General features: G+C 60.9%; 20 protein-coding genes. 15 read left to right on the top strand and 5 right to left on the bottom strand.

Annotated features, from left to right (window positions below):
- Positions 1-39 precede the first annotated feature (39 nt).
- Genes pgsA through ACR0C5_RS08805 form a run of 3 tightly spaced genes read left to right on the top strand, consistent with a single transcriptional unit; the run spans position 40 to position 1405 of the window.
- Entirely contained in the window at positions 40-708 is a 669-nt protein-coding gene (gene pgsA / locus ACR0C5_RS08815) for a CDP-diacylglycerol--glycerol-3-phosphate 3-phosphatidyltransferase (RefSeq protein WP_170772715.1), read from the top strand.
- Positions 709-711: 3 nt separating this feature from the next.
- On the top strand, positions 712-957 hold the full coding sequence (gene moaD, locus ACR0C5_RS08810; RefSeq protein WP_170772714.1) for a molybdopterin converting factor subunit 1: 246 nt from the start codon (positions 712-714) through the stop codon (positions 955-957).
- 1 nt (position 958) lies between these two features.
- On the top strand, positions 959-1405 hold the full coding sequence (locus tag ACR0C5_RS08805) for a molybdenum cofactor biosynthesis protein MoaE (protein WP_170772713.1): 447 nt from the start codon (positions 959-961) through the stop codon (positions 1403-1405).
- A gap of 1 nt (position 1406) precedes the next feature.
- Here the strand turns inward: ACR0C5_RS08805 and ACR0C5_RS08800 are convergent, their stop codons facing one another.
- The 3 genes from ACR0C5_RS08800 to ubiA form a co-directional block, all read right to left on the bottom strand.
- Complete coding sequence (locus ACR0C5_RS08800) at positions 1407-1727, bottom strand: hypothetical protein (RefSeq protein WP_170772712.1); 321 nt, start codon at positions 1725-1727, stop codon at positions 1407-1409.
- Between the two features lies 1 nt (position 1728).
- A complete protein-coding gene (locus ACR0C5_RS08795; RefSeq protein ID WP_480876013.1) occupies positions 1729-3627 on the bottom strand; it encodes an OmpA family protein in 1899 nt (632 codons plus the stop codon).
- A gap of 64 nt (positions 3628-3691) precedes the next feature.
- Positions 3692-4654: a 4-hydroxybenzoate octaprenyltransferase gene (gene ubiA, locus ACR0C5_RS08790; protein WP_170772710.1), complete on the bottom strand. Its 963-nt coding sequence runs from the start codon at positions 4652-4654 to the stop codon at positions 3692-3694.
- Between the two features lie 11 nt (positions 4655-4665).
- Between ubiA and ACR0C5_RS08785 the strand changes: the two genes are divergently transcribed.
- The 10 genes from ACR0C5_RS08785 to ACR0C5_RS08740 all read left to right on the top strand — a co-directional run bounded on the left by ACR0C5_RS08785 (position 4666) and on the right by ACR0C5_RS08740 (position 15164).
- Positions 4666-5391, top strand: coding sequence for a 16S rRNA (uracil(1498)-N(3))-methyltransferase (locus ACR0C5_RS08785; protein WP_170772709.1), 726 nt, complete (start codon positions 4666-4668; stop codon positions 5389-5391).
- The gene (locus ACR0C5_RS08780) at positions 5388-6236 is read left to right on the top strand and encodes a GNAT family N-acetyltransferase (RefSeq protein WP_170772707.1); all 849 of its coding nucleotides are present in this window, start codon (positions 5388-5390) and stop codon (positions 6234-6236) included. The genes ACR0C5_RS08785 and ACR0C5_RS08780 overlap by 4 nt, the downstream gene beginning before the upstream one ends.
- Positions 6233-6760, top strand: coding sequence for a hypothetical protein (locus ACR0C5_RS08775; RefSeq protein WP_170772706.1), 528 nt, complete (start codon positions 6233-6235; stop codon positions 6758-6760). The genes ACR0C5_RS08780 and ACR0C5_RS08775 overlap by 4 nt, the downstream gene beginning before the upstream one ends.
- A gap of 64 nt (positions 6761-6824) precedes the next feature.
- Positions 6825-8195 (top strand): glutamate--cysteine ligase, encoded by a 1371-nt coding sequence (locus tag ACR0C5_RS08770; RefSeq protein WP_170772705.1) that lies wholly within the window; start codon positions 6825-6827, stop codon positions 8193-8195.
- A gap of 70 nt (positions 8196-8265) precedes the next feature.
- Positions 8266-9339, top strand: coding sequence for a phenylalanine--tRNA ligase subunit alpha (gene pheS, locus ACR0C5_RS08765; protein WP_170789645.1), 1074 nt, complete (start codon positions 8266-8268; stop codon positions 9337-9339).
- Entirely contained in the window at positions 9336-9809 is a 474-nt protein-coding gene (locus tag ACR0C5_RS08760) for a hypothetical protein (protein ID WP_480876009.1), read from the top strand. The genes pheS and ACR0C5_RS08760 overlap by 4 nt, the downstream gene beginning before the upstream one ends.
- 351 nt (positions 9810-10160) lie before the next feature.
- On the top strand, positions 10161-10955 hold the full coding sequence (locus tag ACR0C5_RS08755) for a CE1 family esterase (protein WP_480876008.1): 795 nt from the start codon (positions 10161-10163) through the stop codon (positions 10953-10955).
- 78 nt (positions 10956-11033) lie between these two features.
- Positions 11034-13430, top strand: coding sequence for a phenylalanine--tRNA ligase subunit beta (pheT, locus tag ACR0C5_RS08750; protein WP_480876006.1), 2397 nt, complete (start codon positions 11034-11036; stop codon positions 13428-13430).
- Positions 13431-13692: 262 nt separating this feature from the next.
- On the top strand, positions 13693-14652 hold the full coding sequence (locus ACR0C5_RS08745) for a hypothetical protein (RefSeq protein ID WP_480876004.1): 960 nt from the start codon (positions 13693-13695) through the stop codon (positions 14650-14652).
- A gap of 62 nt (positions 14653-14714) precedes the next feature.
- On the top strand, positions 14715-15164 hold the full coding sequence (locus ACR0C5_RS08740) for a YtoQ family protein (protein ID WP_480876002.1): 450 nt from the start codon (positions 14715-14717) through the stop codon (positions 15162-15164).
- Positions 15165-15204: 40 nt separating this feature from the next.
- On the opposite strand, the gene ACR0C5_RS08735 is transcribed toward ACR0C5_RS08740, so the two are convergent.
- Positions 15205-15903, bottom strand: a complete 699-nt coding sequence (locus ACR0C5_RS08735) for a glutathione S-transferase family protein (RefSeq protein ID WP_170785022.1) — start codon at positions 15901-15903, stop codon at positions 15205-15207.
- 263 nt (positions 15904-16166) lie between these two features.
- On the opposite strand from ACR0C5_RS08735, the gene ACR0C5_RS08730 reads away from it, so the two are divergent.
- Positions 16167-16928: a mechanosensitive ion channel family protein gene (locus ACR0C5_RS08730; RefSeq protein ID WP_480504545.1), complete on the top strand. Its 762-nt coding sequence runs from the start codon at positions 16167-16169 to the stop codon at positions 16926-16928.
- A 190-nt stretch (positions 16929-17118) separates the two neighbouring features.
- On the opposite strand, the gene ald is transcribed toward ACR0C5_RS08730, so the two are convergent.
- Complete coding sequence (ald, locus tag ACR0C5_RS08725; protein WP_170789654.1) at positions 17119-18237, bottom strand: alanine dehydrogenase; 1119 nt, start codon at positions 18235-18237, stop codon at positions 17119-17121.
- 136 nt (positions 18238-18373) lie between these two features.
- Here ald and ACR0C5_RS08720 point away from each other — a divergent pair, with 136 nt between their 5' ends.
- Positions 18374-18832: an Lrp/AsnC family transcriptional regulator gene (locus ACR0C5_RS08720; protein ID WP_170772689.1), complete on the top strand. Its 459-nt coding sequence runs from the start codon at positions 18374-18376 to the stop codon at positions 18830-18832.
- Position 18833 lies beyond the last annotated feature (1 nt).

Below are 18833 nucleotides of genomic sequence, written 5' to 3'. Positions count from 1 at the left end.
ATCTTTCATGTCCTGAACCGGCGATGTAAAGTTTTAACCATGAAGTGGAACCTGCCCAATATCCTGACCGTGCTTCGCCTATTGGCGGCGCCAGGTCTGGCCGTGATGTTTTTGTATTTCACCCGGCCCTATGCCGATTGGTTTGCCCTGATCCTGTTCATGTCCGCCGCCATCACCGACTGGTTCGATGGCTACTTGGCCCGTGCTTGGAAGCAGGAAACAAAGATTGGCGCGATGCTGGATCCGATTGCCGACAAAGCGATGGTGGTGATCGCGCTGATGATCCTTGTGGGCTATTCGACAGAACACTGGACGCCTTGGCTGGTTTTGCCCGCTACCGTGATCCTGTTCCGCGAGGTTTTTGTCTCGGGCCTGCGGGAGTATCTGGGCGATGTAGCCGGAACTTTGAAAGTGACCAAGTTGGCCAAGTGGAAGACCACGGCGCAGATGGTGGCGATTGCCATCCTGTTCTCGCAGGGGATATTCGAGCACTATTTCGTCATGGCCACTTTCGGCATGGACCCCACGATCATAGATCAGGTCCTGACTGGCGAGGTCGAGGACCACAACCACCTCCGCTGGCATTTGGAAGGCATGTTCTGGTCGGGCCGTATTGGGCTGTGGCTGCTGTGGATTGCTGCGACGCTGACATTGATCACGGGCTATGACTACCTACGTAAAGCCATGCCCCATCTGAAGGAGAGCTAAGCGATGGACGTGCTGTATTTCGCCTGGGTGCGCGAACGCATCGGCCTGCCCAAGGAAAAGGTCGAAACGCAGGCCGCGACGGTCAGCGATCTGGTCGCTGAACTCAGCGCGCGCGAAGACCGCTATGCTGCTGCCTTCGCTGATCTGTCGGCCCTGCGCGTGGCGCTGGATCAGGAACTGTCGGACTTTGACGCCCCGCTGTCGGGCGTGCGCGAGGTTGCGTTCTTTCCGCCCATGACAGGCGGCTGAGATGCGGATCGTCGTACAGGAAGCCCCGTTTGACATGGGGGCAGAAGCCAACGCCTTTGCTGCTGGGGATGATGCTGCCAACGGGGCCATCGTGACCTTTACCGGCGTTGTGCGCGACCTGGCCACGGGCGATCTGGACGTGATGGAGATCGAACACTACCCCGGCATGACCGAACGCGCCCTGACCAAGATCGCGACCGAGGCGCAATCGCGCTGGTCGCTGGGCGATGTGCTGGTGATCCACCGCCACGGACGGTTGGCTCCGGGGGATCGGATCATGATGGTGGCCACCGCCTCGCCCCACCGCAAAGATGCGTTCGAGGCGGCCGAGTACCTGATGGACTACCTCAAATCCCGCGCGCCGTTCTGGAAGAAAGAGATCACCAACGCAGGCGCCGATTGGGTCGCCGCCAAGGACGAAGACGAAGACGCGCTGAGCCGGTGGTGACTTAATCCGCGTTGTTGATGCGTCCGCGCAGTTCCTCGGCCTCTTGCCGGGCGGCGCGTAGGCCTTCCATTGCGGCGGACAGCTCGGCCTCGGTCTGGGTCAGTTGATTGGTCAACTCGGCCTCGCGTTGCTGCAGATAGGTTATGGCCTGATCGCGGGTTTCCTCGGCCTCGTGCAGCTCTTGGCTCATGCGGTCAAGATCGGCCACGTCGCTTTGGCGCACGCGGGACAGACGGTGGGCCAGCCAATTGGCGAACCACCCCATACAGAACGCGCCGAACAGGATGATGGCCGTGGCGATGATGAATTCCAGTCTGTTCAACTTATTGGTCCCCCGCGCCGGTATCTACGGCGTCTTCTGTCGGTTCGGCGTCCGTTTCCATTGCCTCAAGCCCGGTTTCCGTCGCAGCGACGGTTTCAGGACGGATCAGGCGAAACTCGATCCGGCGGTTTTCCTCGCGGCCTTCTTCGGTGTCATTATCGGAGATGGGTTGCGTTTCGCCATAGCCCACAGCGGTATAGCTTGAGGTTGGGACCCGGCGGCCGCGCAACTCGTTCAGGATGGATTGCGCCCGTGCCTGGCTAAGCTGCTGGTTCATTTCCTCGCGGCCCTGGCTGTCGGTATGGCCCTGAATCTCCATCCGGATTGGGCCGCAGTCCCGCAGGATTTCGGCGATCTGGTTGACCGTATCACGCGAGTCAGCGGCGACAGTGGCAGACCCAGGTTCAAAGGCGATTTTGCTGGAGGACTGGACCTGCGCGATCTGTTCTTCGCACTGTTCGGGGTCAGGAAGTGTGTCCTCGGGTTCGGGTGGGGCCTGATAGGTGATCGACAGGTTAAATTCCTGGGCGTCGCCCAACTTGTCCGACAAAAGGCTGGTGATCCCGGCCCGTGTGTCGGGGTCATGGGTGACGCCGCTCAGGGCGACGTCATCAGGTGTCACCGTCAGAACGCCGTTGTGTAGTTGCGCCAATGCTTCCAGCCCAGCCAGCACGCGCACGGGCCAGTCGGCAGGCAGGTCCGGTGCGATCCTTGTGGCGGTATAAACCTGTTCCGAGCCAAAGGCCGCGCGGGCAAAGCTGTCGACCATGTCGCGCAGGGTTTCGTCACCCAGACGTCCGCGCATCTGGACCAAACCTTCGGGGCTGCGCGTGGCCGAGAATTCGGGCGGGCCAGCAGGGGCGTCTTCTTCGGGTTCGGGCAGCACGGCATGCAGGGCAAAGACGTCGGGAAGGGCTGTCTCAAGCTCGCCTACTACCCGATCAAAAGTGCCTGGGTCTGTGCCCATTGCGGCCACAAGCGTGATATCTGCGTCGGACATGGTGACAGACCCCTGACCGATCTGTGCCAGCGCCCGAATGCTAAGAATCGCTGCTTCGGACCACCGAGGAGACGGCTCACCCAGTCCGATCGTACAACTATAGGGCCCAGTCATGCCGGTTTCCTGCGCGGCGGCGATGATGGTGGTACGGGCATCTTCATCCTGCGCCGAGCAGGCATCGAACTGACCACCCTCGGCTCCGATCAAATAGCGCAGGGTAAAGGGCGTGATCACCGGGCGCGGGGCCGAGATTGCAAGCCCTATCCGCAAGCTGGGTGGGGCTGCGCGCGTCAGCTCTTGTTCCAGCCGCTCTTTTTCATGGCGACTATCCGCGATGGCGGTGATCTTGACCAGCCCCGGACTGGCCGAGATCTTGGCACGGGGCAGGCGGCCCAGCGCTTCGATGGCAAAATCCAGCGCGTCGTCCCAACCTTTAGGGGTGGGATATTCGGCCGTTTCCATCAGGTCCGATACGTTGTCGGCATCCAGGCGGCGCAACCGCTCGATCAGCGCATCGCGATCTTGGGTGGCGGGGATTAGGCCGATAACCGAGATGCCACTGTCATTGCGCAAAATCTCGGCTGAGAATTTCGGTGGGGCCAGCTGCGTTGTCGGCGCCACCTCCATGTCATCAATGACGCGCGAGGTATCAACCTCGGTCCCGGCGGCGGTCAGGGCGCTGAACCGGGTGGCCTCGTCCTGCGCGGTACCGGTCAGCACCACGCGCAACCCGTCCGATTCGACCTCGGCCCAGTCATGGCCTTTCAGGTCCAGCGCGCGGCGGACGGCAAATTCCGATGCTTCCTCGACCGCGGTCACCGCATAGCTAGCGGCCAGCAGGGACAACCCGGCCGAAACGAGGAAAATCAGGGCAGCAGCTAAGAAATAGGGCAGGCGCATGTGCGGGCAGACGACTCCTCGGGTGGTTGGGGGGACTCTTACAGAGCCCCGCGCCGAGGTGCAATCAAACCAACAGTGCCACGCACAGGAAGATCAGCGGAATAAGGCCGGTGTCGCGGTTGGCGCGGAACAGCTGCAGCAGCTTGGCGTTGTCCTCGGTGTCCAGCCCGCGCAATTGCCACGCCATGTGCCAGCCCATTGCCCACGGTCCGGCCAGCGCAACAAACAGCGCCATGATCGAGGCCTGCGTGGTTATTGCGTCAATAATTGCCAGACCCATCAGGGAAACGGTGGCCACAAGGAAGTATTTCAGCCACTTGGCCGTGTCCTCTCCGAACAGACGCGCGGTGGATTTGATGCCGATCAATTCGTCATCTTCGGTATCCTGATGGGCATAGATCGTGTCATAGAACAGCGTCCACGCAATCCCCGCCAGATAGAGCAAAATCGCAGGCACGCCGATGGATCCGGTATGCGCGGCCCAGGCCAACAGAACACCCCAATTGAAGGCCAGCCCCAGAAACACCTGCGGCCACCACGTGAACCGTTTGGCGAAGGGATAGATCGTGACCGGCAGCAGCGACAGGACGCCCATTGCTATGGCCGTCTGATTGAAGCTGAGCAGAATGCCCAAAGCCAACAGGCATTGCAGCCCCATCCAGACCACCGCCTGCCGCACCGTGACCTGACCCGAGGGGATGGGCCGCGAGCGGGTACGCTCAACCTGCGCATCGAATTCGCGGTCGGTGATGTCATTCCATGTGCAGCCCGCGCCGCGCATCAGGAAGGCGCCGATGGCGCATCCGGCGGCGATCCACAGATCCTCCCACCGGGGCGAGCCGTCGCTGAGGACAGCCAGCACAAGGCCCCACCAGCAAGGGATCAGCAGCAGCCAAGTGCCGATGGGTCGATCCGCGCGGCTGAGGCGCAGATAGGGGCGGGTAAAGGCGGGCGCGTGAGTGTCGACCCAGTTGCCACTGACGGCATCAGCGACCTGACCATCTGGTGTTGGGGCATTGCCTTGCATATTAAGGTCTCATGAGTGCAAAGATCAGACTGTATGTAGAGCACCCTTTGGGTGCGGGGCAATCGGTTCCTTTGACGCGTGATCAGGCCCACTACCTGTTCGGCGTCATGCGGCTGGCCGTCGGCGGACAAGTGTCCTTGTTCAACGGCCAAGATGGCGAGTGGCTGGCCGACGTTGCCGAGGCGGGCAAGCGTGGCGGTGTGCTGACTTGCGCCCGCCAGACCAAGCCGCTGCAACTGCCGCCCGATCTGTGGTTCCTATTCGCGCCGATCAAAAAGGCCCGTACTGATTTCATCGTTGAAAAAGCGGCCGAGATGGGGGCTGCGCGCATTCTGCCGGTACAAACCGAATTCACCAATTCCGAGCGTATCCGGCAAGACCGTCTTCAGGCCCACGCGGTCGAAGCAGCCGAGCAATGCGGCGGCACCTACGTGCCAGAGGTTGCCGATCTGCAACGTTTGGACCGACTGTTGGACGCATGGCCCGAGGACCGTCAGCTGATGTTCTGTGATGAGGCCGAGGTCGGCTCGGCCTTGCGTCTGGCTGCCCATGAGTCGGGCCAGCCCTGGGCTATTTTGATCGGGCCCGAGGGTGGGTTTTCGGATCGAGAGCGCGCGCGCCTGGCCGGGTTGTCCTTTTCCCATGTCGTCAGTCTTGGGCCGCGCATCCTGCGGGCCGATACGGCGGCGGTGGCGGCCTTGACCATGTGGCAGCAGGCCTTGGGGGATTGGTCATGAACTGGCGACCGGCTGATACGACGGACGTGCCTGCGATCCGCCGGTTTCTGTCGCGGCATGTCCAGACCTCGATGTTTCCGCTGGCCAATCTGCGCGAATACGGCTTGGGCGGAACCAGCCCGCGCGCGCTGAGTGCCTGGGTGTTGGGTGACGATCCGTGGGCCGTTTTTGCCATCACCAACGAAGGTATGATTCTGCCACAATGCCCCGATTGTTCCGACGCCGATCTGCTGGCCGCGATCGACCTGATCCGCGGCAGGCCGCTGTTCGGGATTGCAGCCGAGGCGACCCAAGCGCGGCGGATCATGCAGCTTGCGGGCTGGGCGGGCCGTCCCGCGACACTCAATAGTGACGAGCCGGGGTTCACTCTGGACCTGACCCAACTTGTGGTGCCCGATACCACCGGTGCGATGCTTGAGCCTTTGGGTGGGTTCAACGGAGACATCACCGAAGAATGGCGACGCGACTATTTGATAGAGGCGATGGATTTCGCTCCTGACCGCGCGCGGAAGCAAGCGCGTAAGGACTATGTGACCTATCTGGACCTAAATTCGCACCGGGTACTTGTGGTCGATGGTCAGCCCGTGGCGATGACAGGGTTCAATGCGCGCCTGCCCGATGTGGTTCAGATCGGCGGGGTCTATACCCCGCCCAAGCTGCGCGGGCGCGGCTATGCGCGGTTGGCTGTTTCCTTGCATCTGCTCGAGGCAAATGCCAGCGGCGTGTCGCGCGCGGTGCTGTTTGCGGCTTCCAATTCGGCGGCGCGTGCCTATATGGCAATCGGATTCAAACCAGCAGGACAGTTCTCGCTGATCCTGTTCAAGAACCCGAAGGACCCGGCATGAGTTTCATCCGACCCGAAGCCAAACTGACCCTGTGGCGCTGGCGCGAAGTGCTGGTTGCCGTGGCCGTCCTGCTGGTTGGCCTGAGCTGGATTGGCGGTCCCGGTGGCCTGCTGGGCTGGATGGGCTGGGTTCTGGTTGCCGTGGCCGTGGCGCTGGCCGTCATAGGTTTTCAGCGCGCGCGATTTCGCACTGGGGCAGGCGGCCCCGGCGTTGTCACCATCGACGAAGGTCAGATCACCTATCTGGGCCCGCTGGACGGCGGCATGGTCGCCACGCGCGAGATCGAACGGCTGGCACTGGACCCGACCTCGAACCCGGCGCATTGGGTACTGTCTCAGCCGGGCCAGCCAACGCTTCACATTCCCGTGAATGCCGAAGGGGCCGAGGCGCTTTTTGATGTGTTCTCGAACCTGCCGGGGCTGAAAACCGAACAGATGCTGGCCGAATTGAACGGCGGTGCGGTGCATCCCGTGGTGATCTGGGAAAAGCGCCCGATGCGACCGGCGCATCTGCGGCTGCATTGACACTGGCGGCATTTCACCCCACGACTCACCCAAAGACAGACACATCAGGATCGGAGAGCGGTTCATGTCCATCCCCCAGTCCGGCGGCGGGCCGATCGAACGCCACGAACAGCTAGCGGAATATCTAGAATCGGGCTGCAAGCCCAAAGCCGATTGGCGCATCGGGACCGAGCATGAAAAGTTCGGCTATTGCAAGGACACGCTGAAACCGCTGCCGTTCGAGGGTAAACGCTCGATCGTCGCCGTGCTGGAAGGTCTGCGCGACCGCCATGGCTGGGCTGAGGTGCGCGAGGGCGACAACCTGATCGGTCTGGAAAAGGACGGCGCGAATGTCAGCCTGGAACCCGGTGGCGCGCTGGAGCTTTCGGGTGCCCCGCTGGAGACGATCCACGAGACCTGCGATGAGGTGAACACCCACCTGCGCGAGGTGAAGGACATCGCAGATGAGATCGGCGTGGGCTTCATCGGGCTGGGCGCGGCTCCGATCTGGACCCATGACGAGATGCCGTTGATGCCCAAGGGCCGCTATCGGCTGATGAACGACTATATGGAAAAGGTCGGCACCATGGGCCGCGCCATGATGCGGCGCACCTGCACGGTTCAGGTCAATATCGACTTTGGGTCCGAGGCCGACATGGTCCAGAAGCTGCGCGTGGCGCTGGCGCTGCAGCCGGTCGCGACGGCGCTATTCGCCAATTCGCCTTTCTTTGAGGGCAAGCCCAACGGCCAGAAAAGCTGGCGCAGCCATATCTGGCGGCATCTGGATGATGCGCGGACGGGCATGCTGCCGTTTGTGTTCGAAGAGGGCTTTGGGTTCGAGCGTTATGTGCAGTACGCGCTCGATGTGCCGATGTATTTCGTCTACCGCGACGGTCAATATATTAACGCGCTGGGCATGTCTTTCCGCGATTTCCTGCAGGGCAAACTGCCTGCGCTGCCCGGTGAAACCCCGACGCTGTCTGATTGGGCCGACCACCTGACAACCGCCTTCCCCGAGGCTCGCATCAAGAAATACATGGAGATGCGCGGCGCGGATGGCGGCCCGTGGCGGCGTTTGTGCGCACTGCCTGCCTTCTGGGTTGGTCTGACATATGACCAAGGCGCGCTGGATGCGGCATGGGATCTGGTCAAAGGCTGGGATGCGGAAACCCGCGAAGAACTACGCGTTCAGGCTGCCGTTCAGGGTCTTCAGGCGCAGGTTGGCGTTATCAACATGCACGATCTGGCGCGCGAGGTCGTGGCGATTTCCGAGGCCGGTCTGAAATCCCGCGCCTTCCCCGGCGCAGGCGGGCTGGTGCCGGATGAGACGCATTTCCTGAACGCCCTGAAGGAAAGCATCGATACAGGGAAAGTCCCCGCCGATGAGTTGCTGGATCACTACAATGGCGACTGGAACGGCGATCTGACCCGGATTTATCCCGAATACAGCTATTGATCCGCACCGTCCCGCTTGCATTCGCAGGGCTGGCCCGATAGCAGGTTGGCGACCAAATTCAGAGGGCGTCATGGACGATCTTAAGGCAAAATATCTGGGCCAAATCGCCGAGGCCGGTGACGAGAACGCGCTTGAGGCGATCCGAGTCGCTGCCGTGGGCAAAAAAGGCGAGGTCGCGTTGAAGATGCGCGAGCTGGGCAAAATGACGCCCGAGGAACGCCAGGTTGCAGGCCCCGCGCTGAACGCCCTGAAGGATGAGATCAACTCGGCGCTGGCCGCTAAGAAGGCCGCGCTGGCCGATGCCGCGCTGGATGAGCGTCTGCGCACCGAATGGCTGGACGTTACCTTGCCGACCCGTTCGCGCCGTCAGGGCTCGATCCACCCGATCAGCCAGGCGACCGAGGAACTGACCGCGATCTTTGCCGAACTGGGTTTCTCGGTGGCCGAAGGGCCTCGGATCGAGGACGACTGGTATAATTTTGACGCCCTGAACATCCCCGGCCACCACCCTGCGCGGGCCGAGATGGACACGTTCTACATGCACCGCGCCGAAGGCGACGACCGCCCGCCGCATGTGCTGCGGACCCATACGTCTCCGGTGCAGATCCGCTCGATGGAGAAACAGGGCGCGCCGATCCGCGTCATCTGTCCGGGCGGCGTGTATCGCGCCGATTATGACCAGACCCACACGCCGATGTTCCATCAGGTCGAGGGGCTGGCTATCGACAAGGACATCTCGATGGCGAACCTGAAATGGGTTCTGGAAGAGTTCGTGAAGGCGTTCTTCGAGGTCGACGATGTCGAGCTGCGCTTCCGCGCCTCGCACTTCCCCTTCACCGAGCCGTCGGCCGAGGTCGACATCCGCTGTTCCTGGGACAACGGCCAGTTGAAGATCGGCGAGGGCGACGACTGGATGGAGATTCTGGGCTCGGGCATGGTCCACCCCAAGGTGATCGCCGCCGGTGGGATTGACCCCGAGGTCTATCAGGGCTTTGCCTTCGGAATCGGCATCGACCGCCTGGCGATGCTGAAATACGGCATTCCTGACTTGCGGGCGTTCTTTGACAGCGATCTGCGCTGGCTGCGGCACTATGGGTTCGCGGCGCTGGATATGCCGAACTTGCATGGTGGTTTGTCGCGGTGAACCAAAACTCGTTGAGTTATGCTGCTCAACTGATTTTTAGGCTTGCTCTTGGTACAATCCCAAGCCTGTCCACGGCTGAGCAAGTCAAAAAAGGCCACCTATGTTTCGAGCTGTGGCAGGACCAGGTTGCGGAGATTCGAAGTGCCTTCCCCGACGGTTTTCCATCAAACCAAGTTGTCTATTTTGCCGGGACCGATGGCAGAACTTTTGACTGCCTAAATGTCGGTGCTCCCTCTAGCGTTCGTGAAGAATCAGAGTTTTGGTCGCAGCAAATCGCGCCGCATGCTGATGAAATGGCGAGAGAGTCAGATGAGGTTTCTGTCAACTTCTGTAACTTAAGTCGCCAAAGAATAGGCGGGTTTCAAGTTGTTGCAGTACACTTGCCTTATGAAACAGAGGAGCTGACTTCTTCAACATGCCAGAAGAGGCTCCGCGACCTCCCGGACCGTATTAAGGTCATCTTCAATTAAGTGGCATGTGGTGCCTTTCGAAGCTTATCAATTCGTATTTTGAGGCGCGGAGCAAAGGCCGATAGGCCGCCGCGCTATCGCCAGACCGCCCGGACGGGCTGGCGATTTGTCTCCGTAAGCGCAACGCTCGTACAGTACGCGGATTTGGCAGGCATAAAGTGCGCAGCACAGCCGAAGATCGCCACCCCGCGGTCTGGCGACAGCGCGGCTCGGTTTTTGGAGCGTATGTAGGCCGGGCTTCAGCCCGCCATTCGCCGGGTGCCGGGCTGAAGCCCGGCCTACGGTGTTTTATTACAGTTTCCCACAGGGTTGTGACGTGACACAGGGCGTCAGGGGGCTAGGGTCGGGCGCATGATATATCGACTGATTGCTTTGCTGATGCTGATGGCCTCTCCGGCGCTGGCCGCGCGGGACTGTCATGGACAAACCGCTTGCCCTGTGGGTGACCGCTCGTACCACGTGCTCGAGCCCGAGGGGTGGGATGGCGAAACGCCTCTGCCGATGTTGCTGCATTTCCACGGCTGGGCACGGCAGGGCACGCTGGTGGTGAATCATGAGCGCATCGCAGGCGCGACCAAGCTGCGCGGCGTGCTGTTGGTGGCCCCAAACGGCGCGAACAAGACGTGGGATTTCTGGGCAGCGGACACGCCGGACGTGCCTTTTGCCGATGCGGTGCTTGAAGATGTGGCGAAACGCTATCCGGTAGACAAGGACCGCATCTATGTCTCGGGCTATTCCTTTGGCGGGGCGATGGCGTGGCGCTATGTCTGCCAGTCGGGCAATGATATCGCGGCGCTTCTGGGGGTTGCTGGTTCAATCTCGCAGACCGAAGATTGCCCCGAGGCCCCGCGCGAGGCGCGCCATGTGCATGGGCTGGACGATACGGTGATGGATTTCCCCTACGGTACGGGCGGGGACACGACCTATCCGGTGGCGCTGTGGCGCGCGGCGTATGACTGCCACGATGGCACCCCGCGCGGCGATTGGAGCGTTGAGCCGTTCCTGACCCTCAGCAGGGTGGAGTGGACTGATTGCGCGCACGGGCAGGTCACGCTGGACACCCATCCGGGCGGGCATTTCATCCCCCATGGCTGGATCGGGCGGCAATTGGACGAGCTTTTGGGCCGCACCCCCACCTATCCTTGACCCGCAGCGCTTGCACCTTGGCGCATTCTTTGTCATTGCCTGTGCCGACTGGATATCTGCCAAAAAAGGCCCCGAGCAATGAAATTCACTCTGTCCTGGCTGAAAGACCACCTCGACACCGATGCGTCGGTTGATGAGATCACTGAGGCGCTGACCGATCTTGGCCTTGAGGTCGAAGAGGTCGTGAACCCGGCGGACCGTCTGGCGGGCTTTACGCTGGGCCATGTGAAACAGGCCGAGAAACACCCCGACGCCGACAAGCTGCGCGTCTGCACGGTGGCGACGGATGAAGGCGATCTGCAGATCATCTGCGGTGCCCCCAACGCGCGCGAAGGCATCACCGTCGTGGTCTGCAAGCCGGGCATGTATATCCCCGGTCTGGATATCACCATCAGTGTCGGCAAGATCCGTGGCGTTGAGAGCTTTGGCATGATGGCCTCAGAGCGCGAGCTGGAGCTGTCGGATGAGCATGACGGCATCATCGAGCTGCCTTCGGGTGAGGTCGGCGACACTTTCGTCGACTGGCTGGCCGAGAATGACCCGTCCAAGATCGACCCGATGATCGAGATTGCGATCACGCCGAACCGCCCCGATGCGTTGGGTGTGGCTGGCATCGCTCGTGATCTGGCAGCGCGTGGGGTTGGCACGCTGAAAGAGCATATCCACGCGCCAGTGCCGGGGGATTTCGAATGCCCGATCAAGGTGACGATTGATGACGACACACTGGACGGCGCGCCGCATTTCACCGGTCGTGTAATCCGGGGCGTCAAGAACGGCCCCAGCCCGCAGTGGCTGCAGGATCAGTTGAAGGCGATTGGTCTGCGTCCGATTTCGGCGCTGGTGGATATCACCAACTATATGACCTTTGACCAGAACCGGCCGCTGCACGTGTTTGATGCGGACAAGGTGCAGGGCAACCTGCGGGTTCACCGCGCCAAGGGTGGTGAAACGCTTGTGGCGCTGGATGAGAAGGAATACACTCTGCAGCGCAGTATGATGGTGATCTCGGACGACAAGGGCGCGGAATCCATCGCGGGTATCATGGGCGGCGAGGAAACCGGCTGTACCGATGAGACGGTCAATGTCTTCCTCGAAAGCGCCTTCTGGGATCATGTGCAGATCGCCCTGACGGGCCGCGCGCTGAAGATTAACTCGGACGCGCGTTACCGCTTTGAACGCGGCGTTGACCCGCAATTCACCCGTGAAGGGCTGGAGCAGGCGACGCAGATGATTTTGGATATCTGCGGCGGTGAAGTGTCTTCGGTTGTTGAGGCCGGGAAGGCTCCGAACCACGCGCGTGCCTATAAGTTGGATGCGGCGCGGGTGCAGTCTCTGGTCGGGATGGAGATACCCGAAAGCGAACAGCGCCAGACCCTGACCCGTCTGGGCTTCCGTCTTGAGGGTGAGATGGCCCATGTGCCCAGTTGGCGTCCCGATATCATGGGTGAGGCCGATCTGGTGGAAGAGGTCGCGCGGATCGCCTCCCTGACCAAGCTGCAGGGCAAACCGCTGCCGCGTGTGACTGATGGCATCCCCAAGGCGGTGATGACACCGACGCAGCGCCGTCAGTCGATGGCGCGCCGGACCTGCGCGGCGCTGGGGTACAATGAATGTGTGTCTTATACGTTCATTGATCAGGCGTCCGCTGCCCTGTTCGGGGGCGGCGATGCCGCGACGCAGCTGGAAAACCCGATTTCCTCGGAGATGAGCCATATGCGCCCCGATCTGCTGCCTGGCCTGCTGCAGGCGGCCGCGCGTAATCAGGCGCGCGGCTTTGCGGATGTCGCTCTGTTCGAGGTTGGTCCGGTCTTCCATGATGGCGAGCCGGGCGATCAGAAAACCCAGATCGCCGGTCTCTTGGTGGGCCGCGATGGCCCAAAGGATGTGCATGGGGCCACGCGCGCAGTGGATGTGTTCGACGTCAAGGCGGATGTCGAGGCTGTGCTGGCGGCCATCGGAGCGCCCGCCAAGGTGCAGGTCCTGCGCGATGGTGATGTGTGGTGGCATCCTGGGCGGCACGGCAAGATCTGCCTGGGGCCGAAAAAGGTGCTGGGTGTGTTCGGTGAGCTGCACCCGCGTATTTTGCAGGCGATGGACATCAGGGGCCCGGCGATGGCGTTTACCATCTGGCCGGACGAGGTACCTCTGCCCCGCAAATCCGGGGCGACCCGTGCGGCATTGGAGCTGCGCGATTTGCAAGCGGTCGAGCGTGACTTTGCCTTTGTCGTCGATGCGGATGTCGAGGCTTTGACGCTGGTGAATGCAGCGGCGGGGGCGGATAAGGCCTTGATCGAGGATGTGCGTGTTTTCGATGAATTCATCGGCGGTAGTTTGGGTGAGGGCAAGAAATCTCTGGCCATTACCGTGCGTTTGCAACCGACGGACAAAACCTTGAAGGAAGAAGATATCGAGGCGGTTGGCCAGAAGATCATCGCCAAGGTCGGCAAGGCCACTGGCGGCGTGTTACGCGGTTAAACCGGCCTTGATCCAAATGCAAAGCGCGCCTGCGGGCGCGCTTTTCTCGTTTCTGGGGATGGTGTTGCCGTGTCGCAACAGAAAGCTGTGGGCCCTTTCAGGGGGTTGAGCAGAATCAGCAAGCCACCCTATTGACGACTTCCTAACGTAATCAAACCCCGGAGTCTGCCAGATGCCAGATCCCAAACGCGCCCAAGCGCCTTTCATTTTCTGATTGCCCGCCAGCATTCCGGCGGGCCTTGTTTCCCGTTGGAGAGCTGTCATGAAACTTCAAGACATCTCGATGATCCGGCAAATTTTGCCGCAAGAGATGCCCTTTCCCTATTATCCAGGCCGGCAAAGCCCGTGGTTGCTGTGCCAGTCGATACAGGCCGAGATGCCGATCTCGGACCTTAAACAGTCTGAACTGTCCCGCTTTCTGATGCGCCCTTTGGTGCAGCCGATCGTTGCGTCTTGTGGCGGGGTCTTGCGGCGGCACGATGTAATGGCCGTGGCCCATGCGGACCGCGCGATGCGGCTTGGGGCTTTGGGCCCGGCGGCGACAAGGGGGCTGGAGGTTGCGTATCAATCCGATTGGCTGGATTTCTGCCTGAGCTTCGACATCTGGTCCGGCGAGCAGACGACACGTAAAGCCCACAATCTGGTGGTTCAGCTTGGGTTCCCAAGCGAACACGCGGCGTTACTGTGGCAATTCGAACAGCGCGCTGAGGTTGGCGCCTATCAAAGCAGCCTGCACCCGGTTCGCAGACACGGGCGCCCGACACTGGCATGGTGTCGTCTGGATCTGGACCTGCAAAGCGGCCATTGCCTGATCGAAGAGATCCAGTCCGATTGGCTGCGTTTCGTAGGTCGCGCCCGGCGGCGGTTGCAACATCGTGCGCCCCGGTCGCGGGCATTGCGGCTGACCAGCGACTATGAGCAAAGCCTGCAGCAGAGATACGCCAAAATCTGGGCCGATGTGATGATGCTGTCGGTCCTGATGCTGCTGCGGGATGAGTTTGCCGTGCGTGATGTCTGGATGCACCAGCCAGAGTCCGGCGCTAAACTGAAAGGGATTACATGGGGTCGGCTGCCGCCGCGTTCGATCTATACCCGACTGCCGCGTGCATTCGGGTTCCAACAAACGCGCGAGATGCCCCCAATGCTGGGCAGCAAACATCGCAGTACAGCCCGGCGGGCGGTGAAAGAGGATCAGCCGATTTTCTGGCGGTTACGCTTCTGAACGCCCCTTGGGTTGCCACCGATTTCTGACTAGGGTCGCAGACAAATAACAAGGAGTTAACTATGGGCCTGAACGTATACCTCTCGGGTGAAATCCATACCGATTGGCGGGAACAGATCATCGATGGCGCCAAGGGGCTGGATGTCACTTTCAACAGCCCCGTCACCGATCACGCCGCCAGCGACGATTGCGGCGTGGCCATTCTGGGGGCAGAGTCGAACAAATACTGGCACGACCGCAAAGGTGCGATGGTCAACGCCATTCGCACCCGAAAGGGTATTGCGGATGCCGACGTGGTCGTTGTTCGGTTTGGCGACAAGTATAAACAGTGGAACGCCGCGTTTGATGCGGGTTACGCCGCCGCGTTGGGCAAATCGCTGATCGTGCTGCACGGCTCCGATCATCAGCACGCGTTGAAAGAGGTCGACGCCGCAGCGCTGGCCGTCGCCGAGCACCCCGCTCAGGTGGTCGAGGTGCTGCGCTATGTTCTGACCGGACAACTGCCCGGATAGCGGGCGTTGGGGCGGGGCAATGCCTCGCCCCCGATCTGCCTTAGCTTGTCGCAGGTATAGTTAATCCGCGCTGGACTGCTGGACGTTCCAGGAAACGGTCCACATAAGGCTGAAGATTGGCGAAATCCGACCATCCGAGCAGGTCTTTGACGCCGTAGTAGTCCAACCCGCGCAGCCATGGGACTATGGCGATATCAGCGATCGAGTAGTCCCCGGCGATCCAGTCCTGCCCGTCCAGCTGCGTGTTAACGACGTTCAACAGACGCTTGGCCTCGTTGATGTAGCGCTTGCGCGGGCGAGGGTCTTCGATCTCGCTGCCAGCGAATTTGTGGAAATAGCCAAGCTGCCCGAACATCGGACCCAGCCCGCCCATCTGGAACATCAACCATTGGGTCACACGTGCTTTGTCCGCCGCGGTTTTTCCGATCAGCTGACCGCTTTTCTCAGCCAGATACAGCAGGATCGCACCGCTTTCGAACAATGAGACCGGCTCGCCATCCGGTCCGTTCGGGTCGATGATGGCCGGGATCTTGTTGTTGGGGTTCAGCGAAAGGAATTCGAGGCTTTTTACGTCTGAGTCCGCCAGCGTGACCAGGTGCGCCTCATAGGGCAGGCCGATCTCTTCGAGCATGATCGAGACTTTGACGCCGTTGGGCGTGGGGTAGGAATAGAGTTGCAGTTTTTCCGGTGACTGTGCGGGCCAGCGGGCAGTGATCGGGTGGTTTGCGGCGTCCAGCATAGGGGCTCCTGTATGAAGGTTCCGAACACAGTTAGGTGTTGCGGTGCCGATCTACCAGTGGCGCGCGCTGTGCGTTACTGGTCAGATATTGTGCATTCGGGAACAGGCGGGGAAAAGCAGAGAAATCCGCACCTAGACTGACGCGCATTTATCGCTCACAGTTTGGTGATCTCCGCGCGCGTCGCGGGTTTTCTTATGGCTTGTAGAAGGAGAAACGCGTGGATGAAGTTGCTACACAGGTCGGTGCTTTTGCGCCGCTGGTGATGAATGCCGTGAAGGCACTGGTTGTTCTGGTATTGGGCTGGACCGTAGCTGGGATGATCGCGGGCGTGGTGCGGCGTCGCATCAACGCAACCCCACAAATCGATCCAACGCTAGGGAATTTTGTTGCCAGCCTGGTGAAGTGGGCGATCCTGGCGATGGTGCTGGTCGCTGTTCTGGGCATTTTCGGGATCGAGGCCACAAGTATCGTCGCTATTCTGGGTGCCGCCTCGCTGGCCATTGGTCTGGCCTTGCAGGGGACGCTCAGCGATTTGGCGGCCGGGGTGATGCTGGTCGTATTCCGGCCGTACAAGCTGGGTCAGTATGTCGATATTGGCGGTACTGCCGGGACGGTGAAGGATCTGAACCTGTTCACAACGGAACTGGTCACCCCTGACAACGTCCAGATCATCGTGCCCAATGGGCAGGCCTGGGGCAGCGTGATCACAAATTTCTCGGCCCATGACACGCGCCGCGTCGATCTGGTGTTCGGGATCGACTATGGCGACAGTGCGGATGCCGCGATGCAGATCATCCTGGACGTGGCCAAAGCCGACAAGCGTATTCACAGCGACCCGGAGCCCTGGGTACGTGTGACAAATCTGGGCGATAGCTCGGTCGACCTGACAGCGCGCCTATGGTGTGACGCGGGAGATTACTGGGACGTGAAATTCGAGCTGACCAAAGCTGTGAAAGAGGCATTCGACGCCAAGGGCGTTTCGATCCCTTACCCGCATTCGGTCGAGATTCACAAGCAGGCGTAAATCTCCCGCCCGTCATACGGGCATTGAAATGCCCTTTTCCGGTTGGGCCCAGCGCCGCGCTAATCGCGCGGCGCTGTTGCGTTTTGCGGGAGCGTTCGTCTTGTGCCCTCCGCGCCGCGTCGCAGACGCGGCGCTATGCCCAACGCTGTAGGCGCCCTCGGGAGAGGGCGCTCTCAGGGGCGGGAGCCGTTCAGGCTTTGATGACCACGTTGGGGGAAACGACGTCAATCCCCAGAGCCTTGCCAACCGCATAGTAGGTTAGCTGACCTGCATGGACGTTCAGACCGGCCATCAAGTGCGGATCGTCCTGGCAGGCCTGTTTCCAGCCCTTGTCAGCCAGAGCCAGCATGAATGGCATCGTCGCATTGCCGAGGGCGATGGTCGATGTGCGCGCCACGGCACCGGGCATGTTGGCAACGCAGTAATGCATGACGCCATCGACTTCGTAGATCGGATCGGCATGCGTGGTGGCCTTCGACGTCTCGAAACAGCCGCCCTGGTCGATGGCAACGTCGACCAGAACCGCACCGGGTTTCATGGTGGACAGTTGCGCGCGGGTGATCAGTTTGGGTGCTGCTGCGCCGGGGATCAGAACCGCGCCGATCACCATATCGGCCGTCTGGATCAGCTCGGCGGTGGCACCAGCGGTTGAATACTGGTTCTTGAACTGCCCGCCGAACACGTCATCCAGATAGCGCAGGCGGGGCAGCGAGCGGTCCAGAACCGTCACATCCGCGCCCATGCCCGCAGCGATCTTGGCCGCATGCGTGCCGACCACACCGCCGCCAATCACAACCACTTTTGCGGGCCCGACACCTGGCACGCCGCCCATCAGCACACCGCGTCCGCCATTGGCTTTTTGCAGCGTCCAAGACCCGACCTGCGGGGCCAGACGCCCGGCAACCTCGGACATAGGAGCCAGCAGCGGCAGGCCGCCGCTCGCGTCCGTCACTGTCTCATAGGCGATGGCAGTACAGCCCGAGGAAAGCAGGTCATGGGTCTGATCCGGGTCGGGGGCGAGGTGCAGATAGGTAAACAGCAACTGGCCTTCGCGCAGCATCTTGCGCTCACCTGCCTGAGGTTCCTTGACCTTGACGATCATGTCAGCGGTGGCGAATACCTCGGCGGCGGTGTCTACGATCTGTGCACCAGCAGCGACATAGTCGGCATTGTCAAAGCCCGAGCCCAGGCCCGCGCCGGTTTCGATGATCACCTCATGACCCCGCGCAACCGCTTCCTGCGCAGCATTCGGGGTCATGCCGACGCGGAACTCCTGCGGTTTGATCTCTTTTGGGCAACCGATTTTCATTTGGTCTCTCCGTTCATAAACTGCCTAAAGAATGGGCAAACTGTGCTGCAATTTCTGTGAAACTCTGCCTGTCCAGGCGGTTTTTTTCGGGAGAATTTCCTGTATGATGCTCCAATCACGCAAAGGAATTGCGCCCATGAGCCTAGATACGACGGATCGAAAGATTCTGGCCTCGTTACAGAAAAATGGCCGGATGTCTAATGCAGAGCTGTCCGAGCAGGTGAATCTATCGCCCTCGGCCTGCCATCGTCGGGTCCAACGGCTTGAGGCTGAGGGCTATATCCGCAACTATGTGGCCCTGCTGGACGCACGTAAGATGAACGTACCGACCACGGTGTTTGTCGAGATCACCTTGCAGGGGCAGGCCGAAGAAGTTCTGGACGCGTTCGAAAAAGCCGTTGCCCGTATCCCCGATGTGCTGGAATGCCATCTAATGGCCGGGACGGCGGATTACATTCTGAAAGTCGTGGCCGAAAATACCGAGGATTTTGCCCGCATTCATCGCCAATACCTTTCGCGCTTGCCGGGTGTGGCGCAGATGCAAAGCTCATTCGCGCTGAGAACTGTGTTCAAGACTACGGCGCTGCCGGTCTGAC

This window comes from Ruegeria sp. N8, from assembly GCF_056531325.1.
This window is presented reverse-complemented; position numbering and strand designations above follow the sequence as displayed.

Coding starts and splice junctions, on each gene's coding strand:
- pgsA (WP_170772715.1), top strand. CDS start 40: ATGAAGTGGAACCTGCCCAATATCCTGACCGTGCTTCGCCTATTGGCG.
- moaD (WP_170772714.1), top strand. CDS start 712: ATGGACGTGCTGTATTTCGCCTGGGTGCGCGAACGCATCGGCCTGCCC.
- ACR0C5_RS08805 (WP_170772713.1), top strand. CDS start 959: ATGCGGATCGTCGTACAGGAAGCCCCGTTTGACATGGGGGCAGAAGCC.
- ACR0C5_RS08795 (WP_480876013.1), bottom strand. CDS start 3,627: ATGCGCCTGCCCTATTTCTTAGCTGCTGCCCTGATTTTCCTCGTTTCG.
- ubiA (WP_170772710.1), bottom strand. CDS start 4,654: ATGCAAGGCAATGCCCCAACACCAGATGGTCAGGTCGCTGATGCCGTC.
- ACR0C5_RS08785 (WP_170772709.1), top strand. CDS start 4,666: ATGAGTGCAAAGATCAGACTGTATGTAGAGCACCCTTTGGGTGCGGGG.
- ACR0C5_RS08780 (WP_170772707.1), top strand. CDS start 5,388: ATGAACTGGCGACCGGCTGATACGACGGACGTGCCTGCGATCCGCCGG.
- ACR0C5_RS08775 (WP_170772706.1), top strand. CDS start 6,233: ATGAGTTTCATCCGACCCGAAGCCAAACTGACCCTGTGGCGCTGGCGC.
- ACR0C5_RS08770 (WP_170772705.1), top strand. CDS start 6,825: ATGTCCATCCCCCAGTCCGGCGGCGGGCCGATCGAACGCCACGAACAG.
- pheS (WP_170789645.1), top strand. CDS start 8,266: ATGGACGATCTTAAGGCAAAATATCTGGGCCAAATCGCCGAGGCCGGT.
- ACR0C5_RS08755 (WP_480876008.1), top strand. CDS start 10,161: ATGATATATCGACTGATTGCTTTGCTGATGCTGATGGCCTCTCCGGCG.
- pheT (WP_480876006.1), top strand. CDS start 11,034: ATGAAATTCACTCTGTCCTGGCTGAAAGACCACCTCGACACCGATGCG.
- ACR0C5_RS08745 (WP_480876004.1), top strand. CDS start 13,693: ATGAAACTTCAAGACATCTCGATGATCCGGCAAATTTTGCCGCAAGAG.
- ACR0C5_RS08740 (WP_480876002.1), top strand. CDS start 14,715: ATGGGCCTGAACGTATACCTCTCGGGTGAAATCCATACCGATTGGCGG.
- ACR0C5_RS08735 (WP_170785022.1), bottom strand. CDS start 15,903: ATGCTGGACGCCGCAAACCACCCGATCACTGCCCGCTGGCCCGCACAG.
- ACR0C5_RS08730 (WP_480504545.1), top strand. CDS start 16,167: ATGAATGCCGTGAAGGCACTGGTTGTTCTGGTATTGGGCTGGACCGTA.
- ald (WP_170789654.1), bottom strand. CDS start 18,237: ATGAAAATCGGTTGCCCAAAAGAGATCAAACCGCAGGAGTTCCGCGTC.
- ACR0C5_RS08720 (WP_170772689.1), top strand. CDS start 18,374: ATGAGCCTAGATACGACGGATCGAAAGATTCTGGCCTCGTTACAGAAA.